At 71.5% G+C, this 23,483-nt stretch carries 20 protein-coding genes; 15 read left to right on the top strand and 5 right to left on the bottom strand.

Translation table 11 applies throughout. The features are described from left to right. Nucleotides 1-22 precede the first annotated feature (22 nt). A complete protein-coding gene (locus ACIBK9_RS48760; protein WP_387670764.1) occupies nucleotides 23-994 on the bottom strand; it encodes a pirin family protein in 972 nt (323 codons plus the stop codon). A 65-nt stretch (nucleotides 995-1,059) separates the two neighbouring features. Further along, nucleotides 1,060-1,698, bottom strand: coding sequence for a GntR family transcriptional regulator (locus ACIBK9_RS48755; protein WP_352326109.1), 639 nt, complete (start codon nucleotides 1,696-1,698; stop codon nucleotides 1,060-1,062). A 112-nt stretch (nucleotides 1,699-1,810) separates the two neighbouring features. Here ACIBK9_RS48755 and ACIBK9_RS48750 point away from each other — a divergent pair, with 112 nt between their 5' ends. From ACIBK9_RS48750 to ACIBK9_RS48710, 9 genes are read left to right on the top strand one after another with little or no spacing between them, the layout of a single operon-like run. Beyond that, nucleotides 1,811-3,757, top strand: a complete 1,947-nt coding sequence (locus ACIBK9_RS48750; RefSeq protein ID WP_397166035.1) for a beta-galactosidase — start codon at nucleotides 1,811-1,813, stop codon at nucleotides 3,755-3,757. Then, nucleotides 3,754-5,085: an aminomethyl-transferring glycine dehydrogenase subunit GcvPA gene (gene gcvPA, locus ACIBK9_RS48745; RefSeq protein WP_397166033.1), complete on the top strand. Its 1,332-nt coding sequence runs from the start codon at nucleotides 3,754-3,756 to the stop codon at nucleotides 5,083-5,085. Before ACIBK9_RS48750 ends, gcvPA begins: the two co-directional genes overlap by 4 nt. Further along, nucleotides 5,082-6,638 carry an aminomethyl-transferring glycine dehydrogenase subunit GcvPB gene (gcvPB, locus tag ACIBK9_RS48740; protein ID WP_397166031.1) on the top strand — a complete coding sequence of 519 codons (1,557 nt, stop codon included), beginning with the start codon at nucleotides 5,082-5,084 and terminating at the stop codon, nucleotides 6,636-6,638. The genes gcvPA and gcvPB overlap by 4 nt, the downstream gene beginning before the upstream one ends. Before the next feature lie 3 nt (nucleotides 6,639-6,641). Next, the gene (locus tag ACIBK9_RS48735) at nucleotides 6,642-7,826 is read left to right on the top strand and encodes an ATP-NAD kinase family protein (protein ID WP_397166030.1); all 1,185 of its coding nucleotides are present in this window, start codon (nucleotides 6,642-6,644) and stop codon (nucleotides 7,824-7,826) included. After that, on the top strand, nucleotides 7,823-8,578 hold the full coding sequence (locus ACIBK9_RS48730) for an SDR family NAD(P)-dependent oxidoreductase (RefSeq protein ID WP_397166028.1): 756 nt from the start codon (nucleotides 7,823-7,825) through the stop codon (nucleotides 8,576-8,578). Before ACIBK9_RS48735 ends, ACIBK9_RS48730 begins: the two co-directional genes overlap by 4 nt. Before the next feature lie 34 nt (nucleotides 8,579-8,612). Then, nucleotides 8,613-9,902 (top strand): ABC transporter substrate-binding protein, encoded by a 1,290-nt coding sequence (locus tag ACIBK9_RS48725; RefSeq protein ID WP_397166027.1) that lies wholly within the window; start codon nucleotides 8,613-8,615, stop codon nucleotides 9,900-9,902. 3 nt (nucleotides 9,903-9,905) lie between these two features. Further along, a complete protein-coding gene (locus ACIBK9_RS48720; protein ID WP_358288100.1) occupies nucleotides 9,906-10,835 on the top strand; it encodes a sugar ABC transporter permease in 930 nt (309 codons plus the stop codon). A gap of 10 nt (nucleotides 10,836-10,845) precedes the next feature. Further along, nucleotides 10,846-11,667 (top strand): carbohydrate ABC transporter permease, encoded by an 822-nt coding sequence (locus ACIBK9_RS48715; RefSeq protein ID WP_358288097.1) that lies wholly within the window; start codon nucleotides 10,846-10,848, stop codon nucleotides 11,665-11,667. Then, complete coding sequence (locus tag ACIBK9_RS48710; RefSeq protein ID WP_397166025.1) at nucleotides 11,668-13,206, top strand: amylo-alpha-1,6-glucosidase; 1,539 nt, start codon at nucleotides 11,668-11,670, stop codon at nucleotides 13,204-13,206. A 9-nt stretch (nucleotides 13,207-13,215) separates the two neighbouring features. On the opposite strand, the gene ACIBK9_RS48705 is transcribed toward ACIBK9_RS48710, so the two are convergent. After that, nucleotides 13,216-14,568, bottom strand: coding sequence for a serine hydrolase (locus ACIBK9_RS48705; protein WP_397166023.1), 1,353 nt, complete (start codon nucleotides 14,566-14,568; stop codon nucleotides 13,216-13,218). Between the two features lie 133 nt (nucleotides 14,569-14,701). Between ACIBK9_RS48705 and ACIBK9_RS48700 the strand changes: the two genes are divergently transcribed. Both ACIBK9_RS48700 and ACIBK9_RS48695 read left to right on the top strand, forming a co-directional pair. Continuing rightward, nucleotides 14,702-16,444, top strand: a complete 1,743-nt coding sequence (locus tag ACIBK9_RS48700) for an ATP-binding protein (protein WP_397166021.1) — start codon at nucleotides 14,702-14,704, stop codon at nucleotides 16,442-16,444. Continuing rightward, complete coding sequence (locus ACIBK9_RS48695; RefSeq protein WP_387670744.1) at nucleotides 16,437-17,114, top strand: response regulator; 678 nt, start codon at nucleotides 16,437-16,439, stop codon at nucleotides 17,112-17,114. The genes ACIBK9_RS48700 and ACIBK9_RS48695 overlap by 8 nt, the downstream gene beginning before the upstream one ends. A gap of 1 nt (nucleotide 17,115) precedes the next feature. On the opposite strand, the gene ACIBK9_RS48690 is transcribed toward ACIBK9_RS48695, so the two are convergent. Further along, nucleotides 17,116-17,919 carry a spermidine synthase gene (locus ACIBK9_RS48690; protein ID WP_397166019.1) on the bottom strand — a complete coding sequence of 268 codons (804 nt, stop codon included), beginning with the start codon at nucleotides 17,917-17,919 and terminating at the stop codon, nucleotides 17,116-17,118. Between the two features lie 67 nt (nucleotides 17,920-17,986). On the opposite strand from ACIBK9_RS48690, the gene ACIBK9_RS48685 reads away from it, so the two are divergent. From ACIBK9_RS48685 to lat, 4 genes are all read left to right on the top strand, one after another. Further along, the gene (locus ACIBK9_RS48685) at nucleotides 17,987-19,519 is read left to right on the top strand and encodes a penicillin-binding transpeptidase domain-containing protein (protein ID WP_397166018.1); all 1,533 of its coding nucleotides are present in this window, start codon (nucleotides 17,987-17,989) and stop codon (nucleotides 19,517-19,519) included. Between the two features lie 47 nt (nucleotides 19,520-19,566). Beyond that, complete coding sequence (locus ACIBK9_RS48680; RefSeq protein WP_387670738.1) at nucleotides 19,567-20,214, top strand: hemolysin III family protein; 648 nt, start codon at nucleotides 19,567-19,569, stop codon at nucleotides 20,212-20,214. Between the two features lie 58 nt (nucleotides 20,215-20,272). Then, entirely contained in the window at nucleotides 20,273-20,815 is a 543-nt protein-coding gene (locus ACIBK9_RS48675; RefSeq protein ID WP_358288076.1) for an HdeD family acid-resistance protein, read from the top strand. A gap of 66 nt (nucleotides 20,816-20,881) precedes the next feature. Then, on the top strand, nucleotides 20,882-22,150 hold the full coding sequence (gene lat, locus ACIBK9_RS48670; protein ID WP_397166016.1) for an L-lysine 6-transaminase: 1,269 nt from the start codon (nucleotides 20,882-20,884) through the stop codon (nucleotides 22,148-22,150). A gap of 18 nt (nucleotides 22,151-22,168) precedes the next feature. On the opposite strand, the gene ACIBK9_RS48665 is transcribed toward lat, so the two are convergent. Continuing rightward, nucleotides 22,169-23,395, bottom strand: coding sequence for an NAD(P)/FAD-dependent oxidoreductase (locus tag ACIBK9_RS48665; RefSeq protein ID WP_397166015.1), 1,227 nt, complete (start codon nucleotides 23,393-23,395; stop codon nucleotides 22,169-22,171). Between the last annotated feature and the right edge of the window lie 88 nt (nucleotides 23,396-23,483).

The following is a 23,483-nucleotide window of genomic DNA, read 5'->3' as shown; positions in this document are numbered from 1 at the left end:
ACGGGCCTTCGCGGCAGGACGGTCAGGAGTGGGCGTGCTCGGCCGGGATCGTGCCGAGGCGGCCCGCCTGGAAGTCCTCGAACGCCTGGACCAGCTCGGCGCGGGTGTTCATGACGAACGGGCCGTGGTGGGCCACCGGCTCACCGATCGGCTCGCCGCCCAGCACGATCACGTCGAGGGTGTCCTTGGCCTCGATCGTGATGGTCTCGCCCAGGGTGGTCAGGCCCGGCCGGTTGCCGAAGCCGTCGAAGACCGCGAGCTGCCCGCTGTTCAGCGGACGCCGCTCGGCGCCGACCGTGCCCCGGCCGGAGAGGGCGTACACCAGGGCGTTGTAGTCCTTGCGCCAGGGCAGGGTCAGCCGCGCGCCCGGGGTGATGGTGGCGTGCAGCAGCGTGATCGGCGTCTGCGTGCTGCCCGGACCGGTGTTCCCGGCCAGCTCACCGGCGATCAGCCGGACCAGCGCGCCGCCGTCGTGGCTGCTCAGCAGCGCGACGCTGGACCGCCCGATGTCCTGGTACTTCGGCGCGATCATCTTCTTGGCGCCCGGCAGGTTGACCCAGAGCTGGATGCCGTGGAACAGCCCGCCCTTCTGCACGAGCCACTCCGGCGGCGCCTCCTTGTGCAGGATGCCGGAGGCGGCCGTCATCCACTGGGTGTCGCCGTTGCTGATCGTGCCGCCGCCGCCGTTGGAGTCGAGGTGCTCCATGACGCCGTCGATCATGTACGTGACGGTCTCGAAGCCGCGGTGCGGATGCCAGGGCGTGCCCTTGGGCTCGCCGGCGGCGTAGTCGATCTCGCCCATCTGGTCCATCATCACGAACGGGTCGAGGTATTCGAGCTTGATCGCCGCCAGGGCGCGGCGTACGGGGAAGCCCTCGCCCTCGAACCCGCTGGGCGCGGTCTCGACGGCGAGCACCTTCCGCTCGGGGACCCCCGCCACGGGCGCGGGCACGCGGGGGAGGGTGAGCGGGTTCTCAACGGTTACGGCGGGCATGTCGCGCTCCTTCCAGCGGGATCTGCCCCATGCAACCAAGTTGAGATTTCAACTATTCCATCGCGTCACGGGATGCGGGACATCATCCGTTCCATGCCGTTGATCCAATTGTCGCGCAGCGCCTGGACGGCCTTGGCCGGCTCGTCGGCCAGCAGGAACTCGGCGATGCGGCGGTGCTCGGCGGCCTCGCGCTCCAGGGGCGCGTCGTCGCCGGCGATCAGGTGCGCGTAGCGGCGCATGCCGGCCTTGACGCTGGTGATGAGGTCGAGCAGGCGCTCGTTGCGGCAGCCGCTCAGCAGCAGGTCGTGCCACTCGTCGTCGTGGCGCTCGATGACCTGCTGCTCGGCCACGTTGTCGGGGAAGTCCTGGGCCAGCTTGAGCAGGTCGGGGGCGATCGAGCGCAGGTGGGCCGGGTCGGAGCAGTCGAGGGCCAGCGACTCCAGGGCGGCCACGATCTCGCACAGCTCGCGGAACTCGCGCCGGCTCACCGGGGCGAAGCGGAAACCGCGCCCCTGGTTGCTCTCCAGCACGCCCTCGCCCGCCAGCGTGATCAGCGCCTCGCGCAGGGGAGTGCGGCTGACGCCCAGGTCGGCGGCGAGGGAGGCCTCGTTGATGTCGGTGCCGGCGGCGAAGTCGCCCCGGTCGAGCCGGCTCAGCAGCTCTTCCCTGATCTGCTCGCGCAACGGTCGCCGCTCGATCGGCATGGGGGACTCCCTCTCGTTCAGGACAACCGAATCTTAACCCTTGACGTGATGCAAAATACTGCACTATGAATTCGGCATACAAAATATTACATTGCATGATCGAGGAGTTCGAGTGGGGCTGACCCGGATACCGGGGCTGCTGTTCGGCGGAGACTACAACCCCGAGCAGTGGCCGGAGGAGGTGTGGGCCGAGGACGCGCGGCTCATGGCCGAGGCCGGGGTCAACATGGCGACCGTCGCGGTGTTCTCCTGGTCGCGCCTGGAGCCCGAGCGCGGGGTCTACGACTTCGGGTGGCTCGACCGGGTCATCGACCTGCTGCACGAGCACGGCATCGCCGCCGACCTGGCCACCGCGACCGCGACGCCGCCGCCGTGGCTGGTGCGCGAGCACCCCGAGATGCTGCCGGTCAACGCCGACGGCGTGCGGCTGGAGTTCGGCTCCCGGCAGGGCTACTGCCCGAGCTCGCCGGTCTACCGCGAGCACGCCGTACGGATGGCCACCGCGATGGCCGAGCGCTACGGCGACCACCCGGCGCTGGCCATGTGGCACATCGGCAACGAGTACGCCGACCACACGCTGGAGTGCTTCTGCCCCGAGTCCGCCGCCCACTTCCGCCGCTGGCTGGAAGAGCGGTACGCGACCGTCGGCGGCCTCAACGCCGCCTGGGGCACCTCCTGCTGGGGTCAGCACTACACGTCCTTCGGCCAGGTCGAGCCGCCCAGGACGGCCCCGGGCCCGGTCAACCCCGCCCAGCTGCTCGACTGGCGGCGCTTCTGCAGCGACGCCCTCCTGGAGCTGTTCCTGGCCGAGAAGGCGGCGCTGCGCGCGATCACGCCGGACGTCCCGGTCACCACGAACTTCATGAGCATCCTGCACGGCCTCGACTACTGGAAGTGGGCCGCGGCCGAGGACCTGGTGAGCGACGACGCCTACCCCGACCCGGCCGACCCGACCTCGCACGTGCAGGTGGCGCTCAGCTACGACCTCATGCGCTCACTGCGGCAGGGGCCCTGGCTGCTGCTGGAGTCCGCGCCGTCCGCGGTGTCCTGGCGCGAGGTGAACGTCCCCAAGCCGCCCGGCATGATGCGCCTGCACAGCCTCCAGGCGCTCGCCCACGGCTCCGACGGCGTGATGTTCTTCCAGTGGCGGCAGGCCAAGTACGGCCCCGAGAAGTTCCACTCGGCGATGCTGCCGCACGGCGGGACGCGTACCCGTGGCTGGCGGGACACCCTGGCGCTCGGCGCCGACCTGCGGCGGTTGTCGGAGGTCGCGGGCAGTGACACCCGCGCCCAGGTCGCGCTCGTGCTCGACTGGCCGAGCTGGTGGGCCCTGGAGGCCCCCGAGTCCATGCCGTCCAACCGGCTCAGGCTCAAGGAGCTGCTGCTCGCCTGGTACGCCCCGCTGCACGCCAGGGGCATCGCGGTCGACCTGGTGCCGCCCGGCCGGGACCTGTCGCCGTACGAGCTGGTCATCGCCCCGAACCTGTACATGTGCACCGCCGAGCAGGCCAAGGCGCTGGAGGCGTACCAGGGCAGGCTCGTCGTGGGCCCGTTCAGCGGCGTCGTGGACGAGAGCGACCAGGTGCACGAGGGCGGCGCGCCCGGCCCGCTGGGCGACCTGCTCGGCATCGCCGTGGAGGAGTTCTGGCCGCTCGCCGACGGGGACGTCCAGCGCACCGGCCTCGGCGAGGCCCGCACCTGGGCCGAGTGGATCAGGCTGGAGGGCGCCGAGCCCGTCGCCCTGTTCGAGGGCGGCGACCTGGACGGACTGCCCGCCGTCACCCGCAAGGGCACGGCCACCTACGTCGGCTGCCTGCTCGACGACGTGACGCCGGTGCTGGAGCCGCTGCTGGACGGCATCGACCGCATCGACGTGCCGCAGGGCGTGGAGGCCGTCAGGAGGGGCGGCCACCTGTTCCTCCTCAACCACACCACCGCCCCGCAGCCGGTCACGCTCCCGCACCCGGGGACGGACCTGCTCACCGGGGCCGAACTGCGGGGCGGCATCGAGCTGGCCCCGCGCGACGCCGTCGTGCTCAGGATCGAAGGAGACAAGTGACGCACCCGTACATACCCAACGCCGAGCCGGGCGTACGAGCCGAGATGCTCGCGGCGGTCGGCGCGTCGAGCGTCGACGAGTTCTACGCCGACATCCCCGCGGAGCTGCGGCTCGACCGGCCCCTCGACCTGCCGGCGCCGTTCACCGCCGAGCGTGACCTGGTGCGCCACATGAGGGGGCTGTTCGCCCGGAACACCGACACCGAGGAGGCGCTCAGCTTCCTCGGCCACGGCTGCTACCCGCACCACGTGCCCGCCGTCTGCGACGAGGTCAACTCCAGGAGCGAGTTCCTGACCGCGTACGCGGGCGAGCCGTACGAGGACCACGGCCGCTTCCAGGCCCTGTTCGAGTACGTCAGCATGATGGGCGAGCTGCTGGAGATGGACGTCGTCAACGTCCCCACCTACGACGGCTTCCAGGCCTCGGGCACCGCGCTGCGCATGGCCTGCCGCTACACCAAGCGGTCGAAGGTGCTGGTCACCGGGGCGATCGGCGCCGACAAGCTGAGCAAGCTGCGTGACTTCCTGGCCCCCGACATCACCATCGAGCTCGCCCCGGTGGCCGAGGACGGGCAGATCGGCGAGGTCGCGCTGGACGACTCCTACGCCGCCCTGTACCTGGAGACCCCGAACGTCTACGGCGTCGTCGAGACCCGTGGCCGGGAGCTGGCCGACCACGCGCACGCCGCCGGCGCGCTGCTGGTCGTCAGCGCCGACCCCATCTCCCTGGGCGTGCTGGCCCCGCCCGCCTCCTACGGCGCCGACATCGTCTGCGGCGACATCCAGTCGCTCGGCATCCACCAGAACTACGGCGGCGGCCACGCCGGCTACATCGCCACCCAGGACCACGAGCCGCTGGTCGCCGAGTTCCCCTCGCGCCTGTTCGGCATCGCGCCGACGAAGGTCCCCGGCGAGTACGGCTTCGGCGACGTCTTCTACGACCGCACCTCCTTCGCCCTGCGCGAAGAGGGCAAGGAATGGGTGGGCACGGCCGCGGCCCTGTGGGGCATCACGGCCGGGGTCTACCTCGCGCTCATGGGCCCGCAGGGCATGAAGGAGCTCGGCGAGACCGTCCTGGCCCGCACCCGGTACGCGATGGACGCCCTGGGCCGGTCGGTCACCGTCCGGCACGCGGGCTCGGTGCACTTCCGCGAGTTCGCGATCGAGGTGGCCGACTCCGCGGCGCTGCTCGCCGGGCTGCGCGAGCGCGGCATCTACGGCGGCGTCCCGCTGGACGAGCGCACGGTGCTGGTCTGCGTGACCGAACGCCACACCATCGACGACATCGACCGGCTCGCGGCAGCCGTACAGGAGGTTGTGCAGGCATGAGCGGGCACGGAGCCGAGTCCTTCGCGGAACTGCCGGTGGCGCCCAAGCCGCCGCTGCGCCGCTTCCACCAGGCACGCTGGGACGAGCCGATCATCTTCGAGCTGTCCAGCCCCGGCCGCCGCGGCATCGCCGTGCCCGAGCCGGGCGCGCCGAAGGTCGAGCTGCCCGAGGGCGTCGGGCGGGCCACCCCGCCGAAGCTGCCCGAGATGTCGCAGCCGCACGTGGTGCGGCACTACCTGCGGCTGTCGCAGGAGAACCTGGGCGTCGACCTCAACATCGACATCGGCCAGGGCACCTGCACGATGAAGTACAGCCCGAAGGTCAACGACCAGTTCGCCAACGCGATCGCCGAGCTGCACCCGCTGCAGCACGAGGACACCGTGCAGGGCGTGCTGGAGGTCTACTGGCGGCTGGAGCGCATGCTGGCCGAGATCTCCGGCATGTCGCGGGTGTCGCTCCAGCCCGGCTCGGGCTCGGCGGCGATCTACGCCAACATCGCCATGATCAGGGCCTACCACGCCGCCCGCGGCGAGGGCCACCGGGACCAGGTCATCACCACGATGTTCTCGCACCCCTCGAACGCGGCCTGCGCCAAGGTCGCCGGGTACGAGGTCATCACCCTCATGCCGGACGCCAACGGCCTGCCCGACATCGAGGCCCTGCGCGCCGCCGTCGGCCCGCGCACGGCCGCCCTGATGATCACCAACCCCGAGGACACCGGCATCTACAACTCCCGGATCAAGGAGTTCGTGGACCTGGTGCACGAGGTCGGCGGCCTGGCCTGCTACGACCAGGCCAACGCCAACGGCATCCTCGGCATCACCAGGGCCCGCGACGCCGGGTTCGACCTGTGCCACTTCAACCTGCACAAGACGTTCTCCACGCCGCACGCCTGCGGCGGCCCGGCGGCCGGCGCGTGCGGCGTCTCGTCGGAGCTGGAGCCGTTCCTGCCCGGCCCGGTCGTCTCCTTCGACGGCGACTCCTACGGGCTGGAGACGCCCGCGCAGAGCGTCGGCAAGATCCGGCCGTTCCTCGGCGTCACCCCGAACATCGTGCGCGCCTACGCCTGGATCATGACCCTGGGCGCGAAGGGGCTGCGCGAGGTGGCCGAGACATCGGCGCTGAACAACAACTACCTGATGCACAAGGTGCTGCAGATCCCCGGGGCCTCGGCGCCGTGGAACCAGCGCCGGATCGAGCAGGTCCGCTACTCCTGGCAGGAGCTGTCGGAGGAGACGGGGGTGCACTCGGAGGAGATCGGGGTGCGCGCCGCCGACTTCGGCGTCCACTACTGGACCAGCCACCACCCGTACCTGGTGCCGGAGCCGTTCACGCTGGAGCCGACGGAGTCGTACTCGCGGGAGGACCTGGACGAGTACGCGGCGATCCTGGAGCACGTCGCCTCGGAGGCGCGGCGGGATCCGGAGTTCGTCAAGGGCGCGCCGTACAACCAGACGATCCACAAGATCGACCCGACGCCACTCGACGACCCCAAGCAGTGGGCGCCGACCTGGCGGGCGTACGTGCGCAAGCACCTGGCCGCGGGCGGCTGAGCCATGACGTCCGGAGGGAACGGCGTGATCGGGCTGGTCGTCAACCCGGTCGCCGGGCTGGGCGGGTCCGTGGGGCTCAAGGGCAGCGACGGCGCCGACGTGCAGCGCGCGGCCCTGGCCAAGGGCGCCGAGCCCAGGGCCGGGCGGCGGGCCGCGCAGGCCGTCGCCACGCTGCTCGCCCGCCGTCCCGGGGCCCGGCTGGTGACCGTGGCGGGGGCGATGGGCGAGGACAGCGCCCGCGCCGCCGCGGTCCCGTACGAGCTGGCGCCCTCCGGCGTCCAGGACGACGACGTGAGCACAGCCGCGGACACCCGGGCGGCCGTCGCCGCGCTCGCCGGCGTGGACCTGCTGCTGTTCGCCGGCGGCGACGGCACGGCGCGCGACGTGCTCGACGCCGTGCGGGAGCTGGGCGGCCAGGCGCCGCCCGTGCTCGGGATCCCGGCCGGGGTCAAGGTGTACTCGGGGTGCTTCGCGCTCAGCCCGGCCACCGCCGGGTTCGTGGCCGCCGACTTCCTGGCCCGGCCGGACAGCGTCGAGGCCGAGGTGGTCGACCTGGACGAGGAGCGCTACCGCCGCGGGCTCGTCAGCCCCCGGCTCTACGGTAGCCTGCGCGTCCCGGCAGGTCGCGCGGCCCTGTCGGGACGCAAGGCGGGCTCCTCGGACGCGGCTCCGGCCACGGTCGAGGGCATCGCCCGGGAGGTCGCGGCCCGGCTGCGGCCGGGGGCGCGCTACGTGCTCGGTCCCGGCGCCACCACGGCGGCCGTGGGCAGGGAGCTCGGGCTCGCCACCACGCTGCTCGGCGTGGACGTGGTCGAGGCCCGCGCGGGCGGTGGCGCCGACCTGGTGGCCGCCGACGTGACCGAGGGGGAGCTGTTCGAGCTGGTACGCGGCCGGGAGACGGTCATCGTGCTGTCGGTGATCGGCGGACAGGGCTTCGTGCTCGGCCGCGGCAACCAGCAGGTCTCGCCGCGGGTGCTCGACGAGGTGCTCGGTGACGGGTCCGGCGACCGGCTGGTCGTGCTGGCCACCCAGCAGAAGCTGGCCGGGCTCGGCGGACGGCCGCTGCTGGCCGACAGCGGGGACCAGGAACTGGACCGGAAGCTGGCCGGGCACGTACGGGTGATCACCGGGTACCGCGAAAGCACGATTTATCGCATTTGTGCGGCAAGTGAGGAGTTCTACGGATGAACAGGCTCGATGGCAAGGTCGCGATCGTCACCGGCGGTGCCTCCGGCATCGGCCGGGCGACGGCGTTGCTCTTCGCCGAGGCGGGCGCCCAGGTCGTCGTCGCCGACATCGACGGCGCCGGGGCCGAGGCGACGGCCAAGGAGATCACGCGGACGGGGGCGGCTGCGGTGGCCGTCCAGGGGGACGTGTCCGCGGAGGAGGACTGCCGGCGCATCACCCGCACGGCCGTGGACACCTACGGCGGTCTGCACGTCCTGTTCAACAACGCGGGTATCATCCGCCGCACCACCGCGCTCGACCTCGACGCCGACGAGTGGGACCGCGTGATGGCGGTCAACGTGCGCTCGGTGTTCCTGATGTGCAAGCACGCCATCCCGCTCATGAGCGAGGGCGGCTCGATCGTCAACACGGGCTCCGGCTGGGGCCTCAAGGGCGGCGGGAACGCGATCTCCTACTGCGCCTCCAAGGCGGCCGTCGTCAACATGACCAGGGCGCTGGCGATCGACCACGCCAAGGCCGGGATCCGGGTGAACTCCGTCAACCCCGGCGACACGAACACCCCGATGCTGCGGGACGAGGCCCGTCAGCTCAACGAGGACTGGGCCGCCTTCGAGGCCGACGCCGCCGACCGGCCGATGGGCCGCTCGGGCAGCCCCGAGGAGATCGCCCAGGCCGTCCTCTTCCTGGCGAGCGACGCCGCCAGTTACATCACCGGTTCCGCTCTCGTCGTCGACGGCGGCGGGCTCGCGTAGCCCCAACAGCACCACCCCCCCGAAGGAGCCCATCATGAAGCGTGCGCTGGCCGTACTGGGTCTGCTCGCCACCGCCGCCACCGCCTGCAGCGGCGGTGGAGGGAACGTTCCAGGCGTGAGCGGGAACGCCGCCGCAGGGCAGGTCACCATCCGCTGGTCCACGTGGGGATCGGCGGAGGACGTCAAGCTCTACGAGTCCTTCACCAAGGACTTCGAGCAGCGTCACCCCAACATCAAGCTCAAGCTGGAGTCCGTCGCCAAGTACGAGGACTACCACCCCAAACTGCTCGCCCAGCTCACCAGCGGCACGGCTCCCGACGTGTTCTTCGTGGGCGACGACAACATCGGCAAGTTCGTCTCCGCTGGTGTCGTCGCGCCGCTCAACGACCAGCTCGCGGGCCCGGACTCCAAGAGCAAGCCCGAGGACTTCTTCGAGGGCGTGTACGGCGGCGCCAAGAAGGACGGCCAGATCTACGGCGTCCCGAACGACACCAACCCCGAGGTCCTCTGGTACGACAAGAAGGCCCTGAAGGCCGCCGGCATCACCGAGGACCCGGCCACCCTCAACGCGTCCAAGCAGTGGACCATGGCCAAGTACCTGGACATGAACGCCAAGCTCAAGGCCGCGGGCCTGGGCGGGTCCATCTACTGGAACTGGTACGGATCCACGTACTCGGTCGTCTCCGGCTTCGGCGGCAAGGTCTGGGACGGCGGCAAGTTCGTCGCCACCACCGACCCCAAGTCCCGCAAGGCGCTGGAGACGCTGGCCAAGGGCTACCAGGACAAGACGTTCCTGAGCGCGGACGTGCTGCCGGCCAGCAACGGCGCGAACACCCAGTTCATCAAGCACAAGGCGGGCTTCTTCGCCGGTGGCCGCTGGATGATCGACATCGTCAAGAAGGGCGGCGAGCTGGACAACTACGACATCGTCCCGTTCCCGTCCGAGACCGGCGAGCCGATGCCCGGCGCCGTGGCGGCCTCCTACCTGGCGCTCAACAAGGGCACCAAGCAGCCCAAGGAGGCCTTCACCTTCCTGACGGAGTTCGTCAGCAAGGAGGGCCAGCTCCTGCGGCTCAAGAACGGCGGCGCGGTCCCCTCGATCAAGGGCGCCGAGCAGGTCGTGCTGGACGGCAACTACCCCGCGCACGCCCAGACGTTCCTCGACGTGCGGGACACCGGCTTCGCGAACTACCCCGAAGAGGTCGCGGTGCCCGGCCTGACCGCCTCGATCAACGAGCACCTGATGAAGGTCTGGCAGGGCAAGCTCGGCTTCGAGCAGGGCATGACCGAGCTGCAGACCCTCGTCGACGGCAAGCTGGGCTAGCGGATGGCCGTGCTCGCCGGGCCGCGCGGCAAGACCGCCGCGCGGCCCGCCAAGAAGCTGCGCGACCGCGACGGCTGGTGGGCCGCGATCTTCCTCGCGCCGCAGGTCGGCGCGCTGGTGGTGTTCCTGGTGATCCCGCTCGGGTTCGCCGTGGTGCTGGCCTTCATGAACTGGGACGGGCTCGGCGAGAAGTCGTGGGCCGGGCTGTCCAACTTCGCCGCCCAGCTCACCGACCCGCTGTTCGGCCGCGCGGTGTGGAACACGGTCAAGCTGGCGCTGCTGACCGTGCCGTTCGGGCTCGCCCTGGCGGTGCTGATCGCGGTCGCCCTGAACAGCATCAAGGGCAGCAACGTCTACCGGGTCGTGTACTTCATGCCGGTCGTCACCAGCTCGGTGGCCGTCGCCCTGATGTGGCAGGTCATCCTGGCCGGCGACGAGAACGGCGTGCTGAACACCTCGCTCAGGAGCTGGTTCGGCGTCAGCGGCCCCGACTGGCTGCTCGACCCCGGCTGGGTCATCGTGGCGATCGCCGTGGTGACGATCTGGTCCTCGCTCGGCCTCAACGTGGTGATCTTCATGGCCGGGCTGCAGACCATCCCGCCGCAGGTCGTCGAGGCCGCCCGGATCGACGGCGCGAGCTCCTTCCGGATCTTCCGGTCGGTCACGCTGCCGCTGCTGTCGCCCACGATCTTCTTCTCCAGCGTGGTCGCGGTGATCAGCTCGTTCCAGGCGTTCGACCAGATCTACGTGCTGGTGGACCCGAAGGACAACGAGGGCGCGCGCACGATCGTCTACCACATCTTCGATCTCGGCTTCAAGAAGTTCGAGTTCGGGCCGAGCAGCGCGGCCGCCCTGATCCTGCTGGTGCTGACGCTGCTCGTGACGCTGGTCCAGTTCGCCGCGCAGAAGCGCTTCGTCCACTACGACTCGTGAGGCGGTACGCATGAGATCACGGCAGATCGGTCTGCACGCCGCGCTCACGGTCGGCGGGCTGCTGATGCTGTTCCCGTTCGTGTGGATGTTGTTCACCTCCGCCAAGGGCGTGCGGCAGATGATCAACGATCCGACCGCCTGGCTGCCCAACCCCTGGACCTGGCAGAACTATCCCGACGCGCTGTCGACCATGCCGTTCGGGCTGGCGTACTGGAACAGCTTCTACATCGCAGCGCTCAACGTGGTGCTCACCCTGCTCACCTCGGCCATGGCCGCCTACGCCTTCGCCCGGATCAGGTTCAGGGGCTCGGGCGTGCTGTTCGTGCTGTTCCTGGCCACGCAGATGGTGCCGGCGCAGGTGACGATCGTGCCGCTCTACCTGATGCTGGCCAAGTTCGGCTGGATCGACTCGCACCTGTCGCTGATCATCCCGACGATCGCGAACCCGTTCGCGGTGTTCCTGCTGCGCCAGTTCATCAGGGCGGTGCCGATCGAGCTGGAGGAGGCGGCCAGGATCGACGGCGCGGGCCGGTGGCGGTGCTTCTGGAGCATCGTCCTGCCCAACATCCGGCCGGGGCTCGGCGCGCTCGGCATCATCGTGTTCCTGGCGTCCTGGAACTCGTTCCTGTTCCCGCTGATCTTCCTGAACACGCCGGAGCTGGCCACCGTCCCGCTGCTGCTCAGCCAGTTCGCCCAGCAGCACGGCGCGACCGACTACGGGCAGATCCTGGCGGCCTCGGCGATCGCCGTGGTGCCGACGCTGATCGCGTTCCTGATCGGGCAGCGGAAGATCATCAACTCGATGGCCGCCTCCGGCCTGGGAGGAAAGTAAGTGCTGGACCTGCGCGAACGTCCCTTCACCGAGCGCGGCTCGCGGCTGCTCGTCATGGCGGCCGACGACGGCTCGCTGCGCGTCGCCGAGGCGCTCTACGAGACCCGGCTCGACGACACGACCGTCCGCGCCGGACTGCGGTTCTACGCCGGTTCCCGGGAGCTGCGCGTGCGCCGGGCCCTGCCCCACCGGGTGGAGTTCGACGGTGACGTGACCCTGGCCTTCGCCGACCCCGACACCCTCGTCGCGGTCGGCGAGGGCGCCAGGGCCGTCTGGGACGGCGGTGAGGCCGCCGTGGACGGCTGCCTCACCCTGGCCGGCGAGCGGACCGTCACCGACGGCGCGAAGGTGCTGGCCGAGGCCGCCGAACGCTGGGCCGCCTGGTTCGCCCGGATGCCCGCCGTCCCCGGCGAGCTGCGCGAACGCGCCGAGCAGGCCTGGTGGACGCTGGCCGTCAACCTGGTAAGCATCCAGGGCAGGGAATCCCTCATCCCCTCCAAGTACGGCTACGTCGGCCTGTGGAACTGGGACTCCTACTTCCACGCCATCGCCCTGCGGCACGCCGACCCCGCCCTGGCCAGGGAGCAGATCCGCATCCTGCTCGACAACCAGCGTCCCGACGGCCTGATCCCCGACGTGGTGCACGACCACGGCGTGCTCGCCGAGACCACCGACCTGCCCCGCTCCGACCTGGCCCGGCTGGCCCAGCACGTCGGCGGCGAGCCGATCGCGCACGTCGTGCCCGTCACCAAGCCGCCGCTGACCGCCTGGGCGGTGTGGAAGATCCACGAGGTGGACCCCGACCCGGGCTTCCTGGCCGAGGTCTACGAGCCGCTGGTCAGGTCGCAGCAGTGGTGGTTCGCCCACTCCGACCCGGACGGCGACGGCCTGGCCGAGTACCTGCACCCGTACTCCTCGGGCCTGGACGACAGCCCCATCTGGGACGGCGGCCCGCGCGCCGAGCCCCCGGACCTCAACTCCTACCTGGCCCTCCAGTACGACCGCCTGGGCGACATCGCCGCCGCGCTCGGCAAGGACGCCGGCGAGTGGCGGGCCAGGGCCCAGGCGCTCGTGGACCGCATGGTCGAACGCCGCTGGAACGGCCGCCGCTTCGTCACCAAGGTCGCCGGCGCGGCCGACGCCGACGTGCGGACGCCGCTCGACCTCATGCCGCTGCTCACCGGCCGCCTCCCGGCCGAGATCGCCGACCGGCTGGTCCAGGACCTCACCTCGCCCGCCTTCTGGGGCGAGCGGCCGGTCCCCACGGTGGCCTTCGACGACCCGCGCTTCGACCCCGACGCCATGTGGCGCGGCCCGGTCTGGCTGAACGTCAACTACCTGCTGATCGACGGCCTGCGCCGCTCCGGCCACCCGGACGTCGCCGCCGAGCTCGCCGCCCGCACCCTGGCCATGGTGCGCGACGGCGGCGGCCTGTACGAGTACTGGAACCCCCTCACGGGACGGCGGGCGGGCCGCGCCACGACCGGCTTCGGCTGGTCCTCGGCCCTGTTCGTCGACCTCGCCCACGCCGCCCTCTGAGAGCGCCCGCTACGAGGACGTGACCAGCCCGAACGCCCCCCGCGTCAGCACCAGCAGCTCCTGGGCCACCGGGCCCTGCTGGAAGGGGGCGTCCGGGTTCACGGCCGTCGTGGACACCACGTAGGTCCGGCCGGCGGCCGTACGGGCGAGGAAGCTCATGGCCAGCAGGCCCGGCTCCGAGCCGCCCTTGTGCCACACGACGGGCCACTGGTTCCTGTCCAGCCGCAGCCCCGCATCGGTGATCGACAACACCTCGCCGACGCGGGCGTCCTTCAGCCGGGCCAGCCCGGCGTAGGCGCGGCAGACCTGGGCGGGCGTGGCGAACCACTCCAGCCGGTCCAGCTCGCGCGGCTCGGTCCACGGCCGCACCTTCGACAGCGGCACCTTGTCCACGACCCCGGCCAGGTAGCCGCGGCGCGCCGACGTGCCGAGCGACAGGTACCGCTCGGCGTGCCGGGGGTAGTCGGCGCCCTTGAGCACGAACAGCTCCCGGGTCGTCAGGAACGGCACGTTGCGCCGGTCGCCGCCCCACGAGCGCACGACCCGCTCGACCGCCTTGCGACCGGCCTGGTGGATCAGCAGGTCGGTGGCGGTGTTGTCACTGATGGAGATCATCAGCCGGGCCGCCTCCAGCACCGTCACCTTGCTGTTGTCCGGGCGGTCCTGCAGCTCGCCGCTCGGCAGGCTCTTCAGCTCGGGCCTGATCGTCAGCTCGGTGTCCCAGCCGAACGCGCCGCTCCTGATGCGCTCGGCAACCGCGCCCAGCACGTACAGCTTGAACATCGAGCCGAGCGGGAAGCTCTTCTCGCCGGCCACCGCGTGGACCGGGCGGCAGCGGCCGTCGCCGGTCAGCTCGGCGGCCAGGAAGCCGGCCCGCGGCGCGGCCTGGCGCAGCCGCTGGTCCAGCTCCGGCCAGCTGGCCGGCGCGACGCCGGTGAACTGGATGTAGTCGACCTTCCCGGTGCCGTCCACCCCGAGCGCGAGGGTGAACGCCTTGCCGGCCGCCGTGACGGTCGCCGACAACGTCCGCTCCTGGGCCTGGTCCAGCCGGTCCAGCCGCATGTCCTCGAACCCGGCCAGCGCCTGGTTGAGCTGCGCCGGCGGGATGTGGTCGAGGAAGCTCGGCGCGAAGTGCCCGGCCAGCTCGGCGTCGCCGACGGGCAGCCGGGTGACCGCCTCCAGCAGCCAGCGGAGCTGCCGGCCGACGGGGGTGTCGGGGATCTCGACCGCGGCGCTCGCCGTCGGCGCGGCGGTGGCGGACCCGGTGATGGTGGCCAGGGCTGGCACGGGCTGCGTCGCGCAGGCCGTGACCGCCACGGCCATGACGGCGGTGGCCAGTGCGGGGAACCTGTAGTGAGACATGTGCCCAGCCAACAGCCGCGGCCGGGCCCGCGCCCACCATATGCGCCGCCGTTCTCGCAGGTGAGGCTGTCCGTACCGAATGTGCGGTTAACCTCATAGACGCCCATTCGGATTCCCCTGACGATGGTGGTTCATGAGTTCCAGGCTGCTCGCCGGGTCGCTGGCGACCATCGGCGCCGGGGGCGCCCTGGCGGGTGCGCTGCTGGGGTCCGGGCTGCCCGCGCCGCCGCAGGAATGGGCCTTCGGCGTCCTCGGCCTGGTGCTGCCCGCGCTGGGCTGGCTGCTCACCGTCCGCCGTCCCGACCTGCGGTACGGCTGGCTGTTCCTGGCCGCGGCCGCCTGCTTCGGACTCGCCGCGCTGGGCACCGGCCTGGCCGTCAGGTTCCACTACAGCGGGCCGGTCGTCGTCTGGCTGTCCGCGCTCTATGCCACGTTCTACGGCCTGACCTGGATCTTCGTCCCGCTGCTCTTCCCCGACGGCCGCCTGCCGTCCCGGCGCTGGCGGCCCGTGGCCTGGATCGGCGGGGTCGCGATCGCCATGCACACGGTGGGAAACGGGCTGTTCGGCGTCGACCCGGCCCGGCCCGGCGAGCTGCCGGCCGTGCTGACGACCGGGGCGATCTGGGCGGCCCTGGCCAGCGCGCTGGGCCAGCTCCTCACCTTCCTGACGGCCGTCGTCGTCCTCGCCGGCCTCGTGGTCCGCTGGCGGCGCAGCGAGCGGGCCGAGCGCGGACAGTACGCCTGGATGGTCGCCGGCACCGCCGTCCAGCTCTGCGCGGGCGTGCTGCTGCTGTTCCTGCTGGACGCCCGGTTGTGGGGCGCCGTGGTGATCGGCCTGCTCACGGTGATGGCGGCGCTGCCGGTCGCCGTCCTGGTGGGGATCGTGCGGCACCGGCTGCTCGACATCCGGCTCGGCCTGCGGGGCTCCCGCCTGCACCTGATCTTCGACCTGCGGCCCACCGTGGACGAGGTGCTGTCCGGTCTCGGCACCGCGCTGGCGGCCACGCCCGAGCCGGTCGAGCAGCTCGGCAGGCTCGCCGCCGCCGTCCGCGACGGGCTGGAGGCCAGGTGGGCGGCCGTGACGCTGGCCGACGGCACCCGGGTGGCCGCGGGCGAGGAGGAGGGCGGGACGGCGCTGGCCGTGCCGGTGCGCGGCGGCCTCGGACGCATCGAGCTCGGCCCGCGCCGCGCCGGCCGGTACGACCGGGAGGACCGGCGCCTCCTGGAGGCCCTGGCCGTGCCCGCCGGGCTGGCCATCCAGAGCGCCGGGCTGGTCGCCCGCCTGGTCAACGCCCAGGAGGCCGAGCGGCGGCGGATCGAGCGCAACATCCACGACGGCGTGCAGCAGCAGCTCGTCGCGCTCATCGCCGGGCTGGAGCTGGCCCGCGTCACCGGCGCCGGCCCCGACGCGCTGGCCCGCCTGCGCGAGCAGGCCCGCCAGACGCTCACCGACCTGCGCGAGCTGGCCGCCGGCATCCACCCGTCGGCCCTCAGCCAGGGCGGCCTGGTGGAGGCCGTCGAGGAACGCTGCTCCGGGCTGCCCGTGCCCACGACCGTCACCGCCGACCCCGGGCTGCGGGCCCGCCGTTTCGCCGACGAGGTCGAGGGCGCGATGTACTTCACCGTCAGCGAGGCCGTCGCCAACGCGCTCAAGCACGCCGCCGCCGCCAGGATCGAGGTACGCCTGACCCTGGCGCCGGGCCGGGTACGGGCCACCGTCGCCGACGACGGCAGGGGCTTCGACCCGGCCACCGCCGCCCGCCGCGGCCTGGCCACGCTCGCCGACCGCCTGGACGCGCTGGGCGGCGGCATGGAACTCCACAGCGAGCCCGGAAAGGGGACACGCATGCACGCGTGGGTGCCGGCCGATGCCTGAGCCCGTCCGCACGGTCGTCGCCGACGACCACTACCTGGTGCGCGAGGGCACCCGGCAGCTGCTCGAACTGTCCGGCGAGGTGACCGTCGTCGGCGCGGTCGGCGACGCCGACGAGCTGCTGGACGCCGTGCGCCGGCTGGAGCCGCAGGTCGTCGTCACCGACATCCGCATGCCCGGCGGCGAGTGGCGGCCGGGCTTCGAGGGCATCGACGCGGCCCACCGCATCAGGGCCGGCCACCCCGGCACCGGAGTGGTGGTGCTGTCGCAGTTCTCCGACGCCCTGTTCGCCTTCGAGCTGTTCAAGCACGGGACGGCCGGGTTCGCCTACCTGCTGAAGGACCGCGTGGGCGACCTCGACGAGCTGCTCGGCGCGATCCGGGCGGTCGCCGGGGGCGGCTCGGTCATCGACCCCAAAGTGGTCGAGGGCCTGCTGGCCAGGCGCGAGGTCCGCGGGCAGGGGGAGTCGCTGACCCCGAGGGAGCGGGACGTGCTGCGCGAGATGGCCCACGGCCGCTCCAACGCCGGCATCGCCCGTGCCCTGCACCTGTCGATCTCGTCGGTGGAGAAGAACGTGAACGCCATCTTCACCAAGCTGGGGCTGGAGAACAGCGGCGACGTGCACCGGCGGGTGGCCGCCGTCCTGGCCTACCTCGGCCCGGCCGACCGCTGACTCAGCCGAAGACGGCCGGGGGCGGGACCGGGGCGAGCACGGCGTCGCCGTCCTTGATGGGGTGGGCGCCGCCGATGAAGTTCTTCAGCGTCTCCCCGTGCACGCAGCGCGCCTGGGTGAGGCCGCCGGCCGCGCGCCGGGACAGCAGGTCGAGCGGCAGCTCCGTGCGCGAGGCCGCGACGATCAGGTTGCCGAACCGGCGGCCCCGCATGATCCCCGGCTCGGCCAGCAGCGCCACGTGCCGGAACGCGTCGCACACCGTGGCCAGCAGCCGCTTGGCGAACGCCAGGCCCTTGCCGTCGGCCATGTTGATCAGCAGCGTGCCGTCGGGGCGCAGCACGCGGGCCAGGTCGCCCATGTACTCCGCGGTGGCCAGCTCCACCGGCATCGTGGCGCCGGTGAACGCGTCGAGCACGACCAGGTCGGCCGAGTCGTCCCACACCTTGGCCGTGCCCTCGCGGCCGCCGGCCACGATGACCTTCAGCCGGGGGACCGAGCGCAGGTCGAGCTGCTCGCGGACCAGGTTGACCAGCAGGCCGTCGGGCTCGATCACGATGTGCCGGGAGCCGGGGCGGGTGGCCGAGACGTAACGCGGGATCGTGCACGCGCCGCCCCCGACGTGGACGCAGCTCAGCGGCCCCTCCGGCAGGAGGTCGATGACGTCGGCCATGAGCCGGACGTACTCGAAATCCAGAAATGTCGGGTCTTGTAGGTCAACGTACGACTGAGGTACGCCATCCTTGGACAGCACCCAGCCGTCCTGCCTGTCCAGGTCCCGGAGAAGCTCGACCTCGCCGAACGTCACCGGATAAAGGCCAGGCATCGGTTCCCGCTGTCCACGTGCCACGCTGATCCCTCCCTGGGAGAACCGTATGCGACGCAAGAGGCTGATTGTGCTCGTCATCGCGGTTGTCGCGGTATTGGGGGCGGGCGCCTTCGCCGTTCTGGCCGCCGGGCAGGTCAAGGGCAGCGCCGCCAAGACCGCCGCCGCCTACTTCGACGCCTGGCGGAAGGGGGACGTCGCGGGCATGGCCCTGCTGGTCGACCGGCCGCCGGCCGACTTCTTCGACCGGCACCGCGAGTTGTCGCAGAACCTGCACGTCGAGTCGATCCGGCTCACGCCGGGGCCGGTGCGCGGCACGGGGGAGGAGTCGGCCGAGGTGCGCTTCACGGGCGTGCGGGAGCTGACGGACCTCGGGTCGTGGCCGTTCGACAGCACGCTGCGGCTGGGCGTACGCGACCGGGCCTGGCGGGTGCTGTGGACGCCCGAGACGCTGCACCCGCTGCTCAAGGACGGCGGCACGCTGGAGGTGGAGGAGGTCGAGGCCCCGGCGGCCGAGCTGGTGACCAGCGAGGGCGCCAAGATCCCCAACGACAGCTACGCCGACGCCTACCTCAATCCGCTCAAGCCCGAGTTCGCCAAGGCCAACCACGGGCTGGAGCTGGTGTCGCGGATGCCTGGACGGCCCGACAAGACGCTGCTGACCCGCCTGCCGAAGGCGAACGTCGAGCGCACCACCCTGTCGCAGCCGGTCCAGGCCGCCGCCGCGCGGGCCCTGGACGGCGTGGCGAACTCCTCGATCGTGGTGCTCAGGCCGAGCACGGGCGAGATCCTGGCCCTGGCCGACCGGCTGGAGGACAACTTCAGCGCGGTGCGCGACGCCTTCCCGCCCGGCTCCACGTTCAAGACGATCGTCGCCGCCGCGCTGCTGGAGAAGGGGGTCGCCACGGGCGACGAGATGGGCTGCCCGGCCTCGTACGCGCCGGACTTCGCGGCGGCGATCAGCAACGACGGCGACGTGGACCGGGGGACCGTGACCTTCGCCGACGCCTACGCCTACTCCTGCAACACCACGTTCGTCGAGCAGGCCACCAGCCGGCTGTCCATGGAGGACCTGCGCAGGACCGCCGCCCGCTGGGGGTTCGACCGGCCGATGGCGACCGGCGTGGGCGGCCGGTGCGGCACGATGCAGCAGACCGACGACACGGACATGTTCTCCCTGGACGTCATCGGCCAGGGCACGGTGGTGGCCACCCCGCTGTGCATGGCCACCGTGGCCGCCGCCGTGCAGAGCGGAACCTGGCGCTCGCCCCGCCTGCTGCCGGAGGACGACGTGCGCCGCGTGGACGGCGAGCCGTTCCCCGACGTCAAGCTGGACGAGGGGGTGGTCGGGGCGTTGCGGGAGATGATGGCCGCCGTCGTGGACCACGGGACGGCGAGCCAGGCGGGCCTGCCGGAGGGCGTGGCGGGCAAGACGGGCACCGCCGAGGTGCAGGACCAGACGTCGCACGGCTGGTTCATCGGCTACCGGGGCGACCTGGCCTTCTGCGTGTTCGTCAGGAACGGCGGATCGGGCCGCTCGGCCGCGGTGCCGATCGCCGTGCGCTTCCTGAACGGCCTGTGACCTTTGGCACTTCAGCTCAATCCGTAACCTACGGTACCGTAGGTTACATGACGACCATCACCGTGAAGCCGAGGCTGCGTGGCTGGTTGCACACCGGGGCGCTGCCGGTGACGCTGGTGGCCGGGTTCGTGCTCGTGGCGCTCGGCCCGACCCTGCAGGCCCGGCTGGCGGCCGGGGTCTACGCGATCACCTCGGGGCTGCTGTTCGGCATCTCGGCGACCTACCACCGGGGCACGCTGGGGCCGCGCCTGGCCGAGGTGCTGCGCAGGTTCGACCACGCCAACATCTACCTGATCATCGCGGGCACGTACACGCCGTTCGGGCTGCTCGCCCTCGACGGCGCGGCCAGGGTCGCCGTGCTCTCGGTCGTGTGGGGCGGCGCGCTGGCCGGGGTGCTGTTCCGGGTGTTCTGGATGAACGCGCCGCGCTGGCTCTACACCGTCCTGTACCTGGCGCTGGGCTGGACGGCGATCTTCGTGATGCCGCAGCTGCTCGAAGGGGCCGGGGTGGCCGCCGTCGTGCTGGTGGCCGTGGGCGGGGTGTTCTACTCGGCGGGCGCGATCGTCTACGGGCTGCGCCGCCCCGATCCGTCGCCGCGCTGGTTCGGCTTCCACGAGGTCTTCCACGCCTGCACGATCGCCGCGTACCTGGTGCAGTACATTGCGGTGTCGATCGTGGTCTATTCCCACATGTAGGTCGACATTTGACCCGGCACTGGTCTCTTTTCGCACGAATCACGGAAAGCAGACCAGTATGCAGGAACTTTCGCGTTCGTGGTGGCTGCTGCTCGTCCGTGGCATCGCCGCGATCATCTTCGGTGTGCTGGCGTTGATCTGGCCGGGGATCACTCTGCTGGTGCTGGTGATCTTCTTCGGTGCGTACGCCATCGTCTCCGGCGTCTTCGAGCTCTTCGCCGCCTTCCGGCACGGCGCCCGGTCGCGGGCCTGGCTGATCTTCTCCGGCATCGTCGGCATCGTGGCCGGCATCATGGCCTTCGCCTGGCCCGGGATCACCTCGCTCGCGCTGCTCTACCTCATCGCCTTCTGGGCCATCGTCTCCGGAATCTCCGAGATCGTGGCGGGCGTGCGGCTGCGCAAGTCCATCGAGAACGAGTGGATGTTCATCATCGCCGGCATCCTGTCGGTGATCTTCGGTGTGCTGCTCATCATCTGGCCCGGCGCCGGAATGCTGAGCCTCGTCTGGCTGATCGGCATTTTCGCGATCCTGTATGGAATCGCGATGATTGTGCTGTCACTTCGTTTGAAGAAGTTCACTCGCGGGGCAGGAATACCGTAAATTTTACGGATACGACCGGGTTCCCTGTATGGAACCTCCGGCCTGTCTCACGACATTGGAGAAGGCATGGACGTACACACCCGCCTTGCCCGTCACCTGCTCGTCGATGGCTACCGTCTCGTCCTCGATCTCGAACTCAGCCGTGGCTCCTGGTTGGTGGACGCCCGCAACGGCCGCCGCTACCTGGACTTCTACACCTTCTTCGCGTCCGCCCCGCTCGGTGTGAACCCGCCCTTCGACCCCGACTTCGCCGCCCTGCTCGGCCAGGTCGCCCGGAACAAGCCCGCCAACCCCGACATCTACACCGAGCACCTGGCCGACTTCGTCGACACGTTCGTCCGCGTGCTCGGCGACCCCGAGCTGCCCCACCTGTTCTTCGTCGAGGGCGGCGCCCTGGCCGTGGAGAACGCGCTCAAGACCGCCTTCGACTGGAAGAGCCGGCGCAACGAGGCCGCCGGCCGCCCCCGCGACCTCGGCACCAAGGTCATGCACCTGACCCGCGCCTTCCACGGCCGCAGCGGCTACACGCTGAGCCTGACCAACACCGAGCCGAGCAAGACCGACCGCTTCCCCAAGTTCGACTGGCCGCGCATCGACGTGCCAGCCATCCACCTCGGCGACGTCGAGGCCGCCGAGGAACGCGCGCTGGCCCAGGCCAGGGCGGCCTTCGAGCGTCACCCGCACGACATCGCCTGCTTCATCGCCGAGCCGATCCAGGGCGAGGGCGGCGACAACCACATGCGCGGCGAGTTCCTGCGCGCCATGCAGGCCCTGTGCCACGAGCACGACGCCCTGTTCGTCCTGGACGAGGTCCAGACCGGCGGCGGCACCACCGGCACGCCCTGGGCCTACCAGCAGCTCGGCCTGGCCCCCGACGTGGTGGCCTTCGCCAAGAAGGTGCAGGTCGGCGGGATCATGGCCGGCCGCAGGGTCGATCTGGTGGCCGACAACGTCTTCCAGCTCAGCGGCCGGATCAACTCCACGTGGGGCGGCGGCCTGGTGGACATGGTCCGCAGCCGCGGCCTGCTGGAGATCATCGAGCGCGACGGCCTGATCGCGCGGGCCGGCACGCTCGGCGGCGTCCTGCTCGAACGGCTCACCAAGCTGGAGGCCGAGCACCCCGACACGGTCTCGGGCGTGCGCGGCAGGGGTCTGATGTGCGCCTTCGACCTGCCCGACCAGGCCGCCAGGGACGGCTACGTGACCCGGCTCAGGGAGGAGCACGGCGTGCTGGCCCTGCCCTGCGGGCCCCGGTCCGTCCGCCTGCGCCCGGCGCTGAACATCCCCGAGGCCGACCTCGAACACGGCCTGGGCGCGCTGTCGGCCGCGCTCTGAGCGCCGCTCACCCGGCACTCACTCGGTGGAGGCGATGCTGGTGGCGCTGCGGCGCGGCCCGCCGTAGCGCCAGAAGAAGTTGAGCAGCACGCTGACCCGGTTGCGCCCGCCCAGCAGGTACGCCACGTGCACGAAGATCCAGGCCAGCCAGGCGGGCAGGCCGCGCATGGTCAGCCCGTTGCGCAGCTGGAGCACCGCCTCGGCCTTGCCGACCGTGGCCATGATCCCGGGGTCGCGGTAGGAGAAGCGGCCGATCGGCCGCCCGTGCGCCGCGGCCAGGATCTGCCTGCCCACGTGCTTGCCCATCTGGATGGCCGGCTGGGCGAGCTGGGGCAGCGGGTCCGGCTGTCCGGCCAGGTCGCCGGCCACGAAGATCTCGGGATGGCCGGGCACGCTGAGCGCGTCGGTGAGCGTGATCCGGCCGCCCTTGCCCTGCGGCAGCCCCCAGTCGGTCACCTCCTTGGGCGCGGTGACGCCGAGGGCCCAGACGGTCACGTCGCTCGGCAGGCGCGTCCCGTCCTCCAGGATGACGGCGTCCGGCTCCACGCCCGCCACCGTGGCTCCCAGGCGCATCCGGACGCCTCTCCTGCGCAGCGCCTCGGCCGCCGCGTCCCGCAGCCGCGGCTTGTACGGCGCCAGCACGTAGTCGAACCGCTCGACCAGGGTGACGCTCGTCTGGTCGGGCCGGATCTCGGGATGCGTCAGCGGCACCGTACGGCGGCGCAGCTCGGCCAGCGTGCCCGCGGTCTCCACGCCGGTCGCGCCGCCGCCCACCACCACGACGTGGGCGCTCTCGCGCCGGCCCGCCGCGGTGTCCTCCAGGCAGTGCTGGAGATGCCGCCGCAGGTCGGCCGCGTCGCGCAGCGAGTAGATCGGCAGCGCGTTCTCCTCGGCGCCGGTCACGTGGACCCAGTTGGTGGTGACGCCGGTGGCGATCACCAGGTAGTCGTAGTCGAGGGTGGAGCCGTCCGCGAACTCCACCCGCCGGTCGGCCGGGTGCACCTTGCTCAGCGCGGCCCGGTGGGCGCGGACGTTCGGCCACTTCGCGGCGAACGTACGGATCGGGTAGGAGACGTCGGACGTGCCCATCCCCGCCGTGGCCACCTGGTAGAGCAGGGGCTGGAAGGTCGAGTAGGGGTTCCGGTCCACGAGCGTGACCAGGGCGCCGCCCTTGGCCAGTTCCCGCGTCGCGGCCAGGCCGGCGAAGCCCGCCCCCACGACGACGACGCGCGCTCTCCGCACCATGACCACGTCCTTCCCGGATTGCGTTCCATGGTCCATATGGCACCCAGAGCATCGGTTAAACCATTTCTGCCACAGACACCACCGGGAA

It is taken from the genome of Nonomuraea sp. NPDC050227 (assembly GCF_044459705.1).
Taxonomy (GTDB): Bacteria; Actinomycetota; Actinomycetes; order Streptosporangiales; family Streptosporangiaceae; genus Nonomuraea.
The sequence above is the reverse complement of the archived record's forward strand: the minus strand, read 5'-3'. Positions and strand labels throughout refer to the sequence as shown.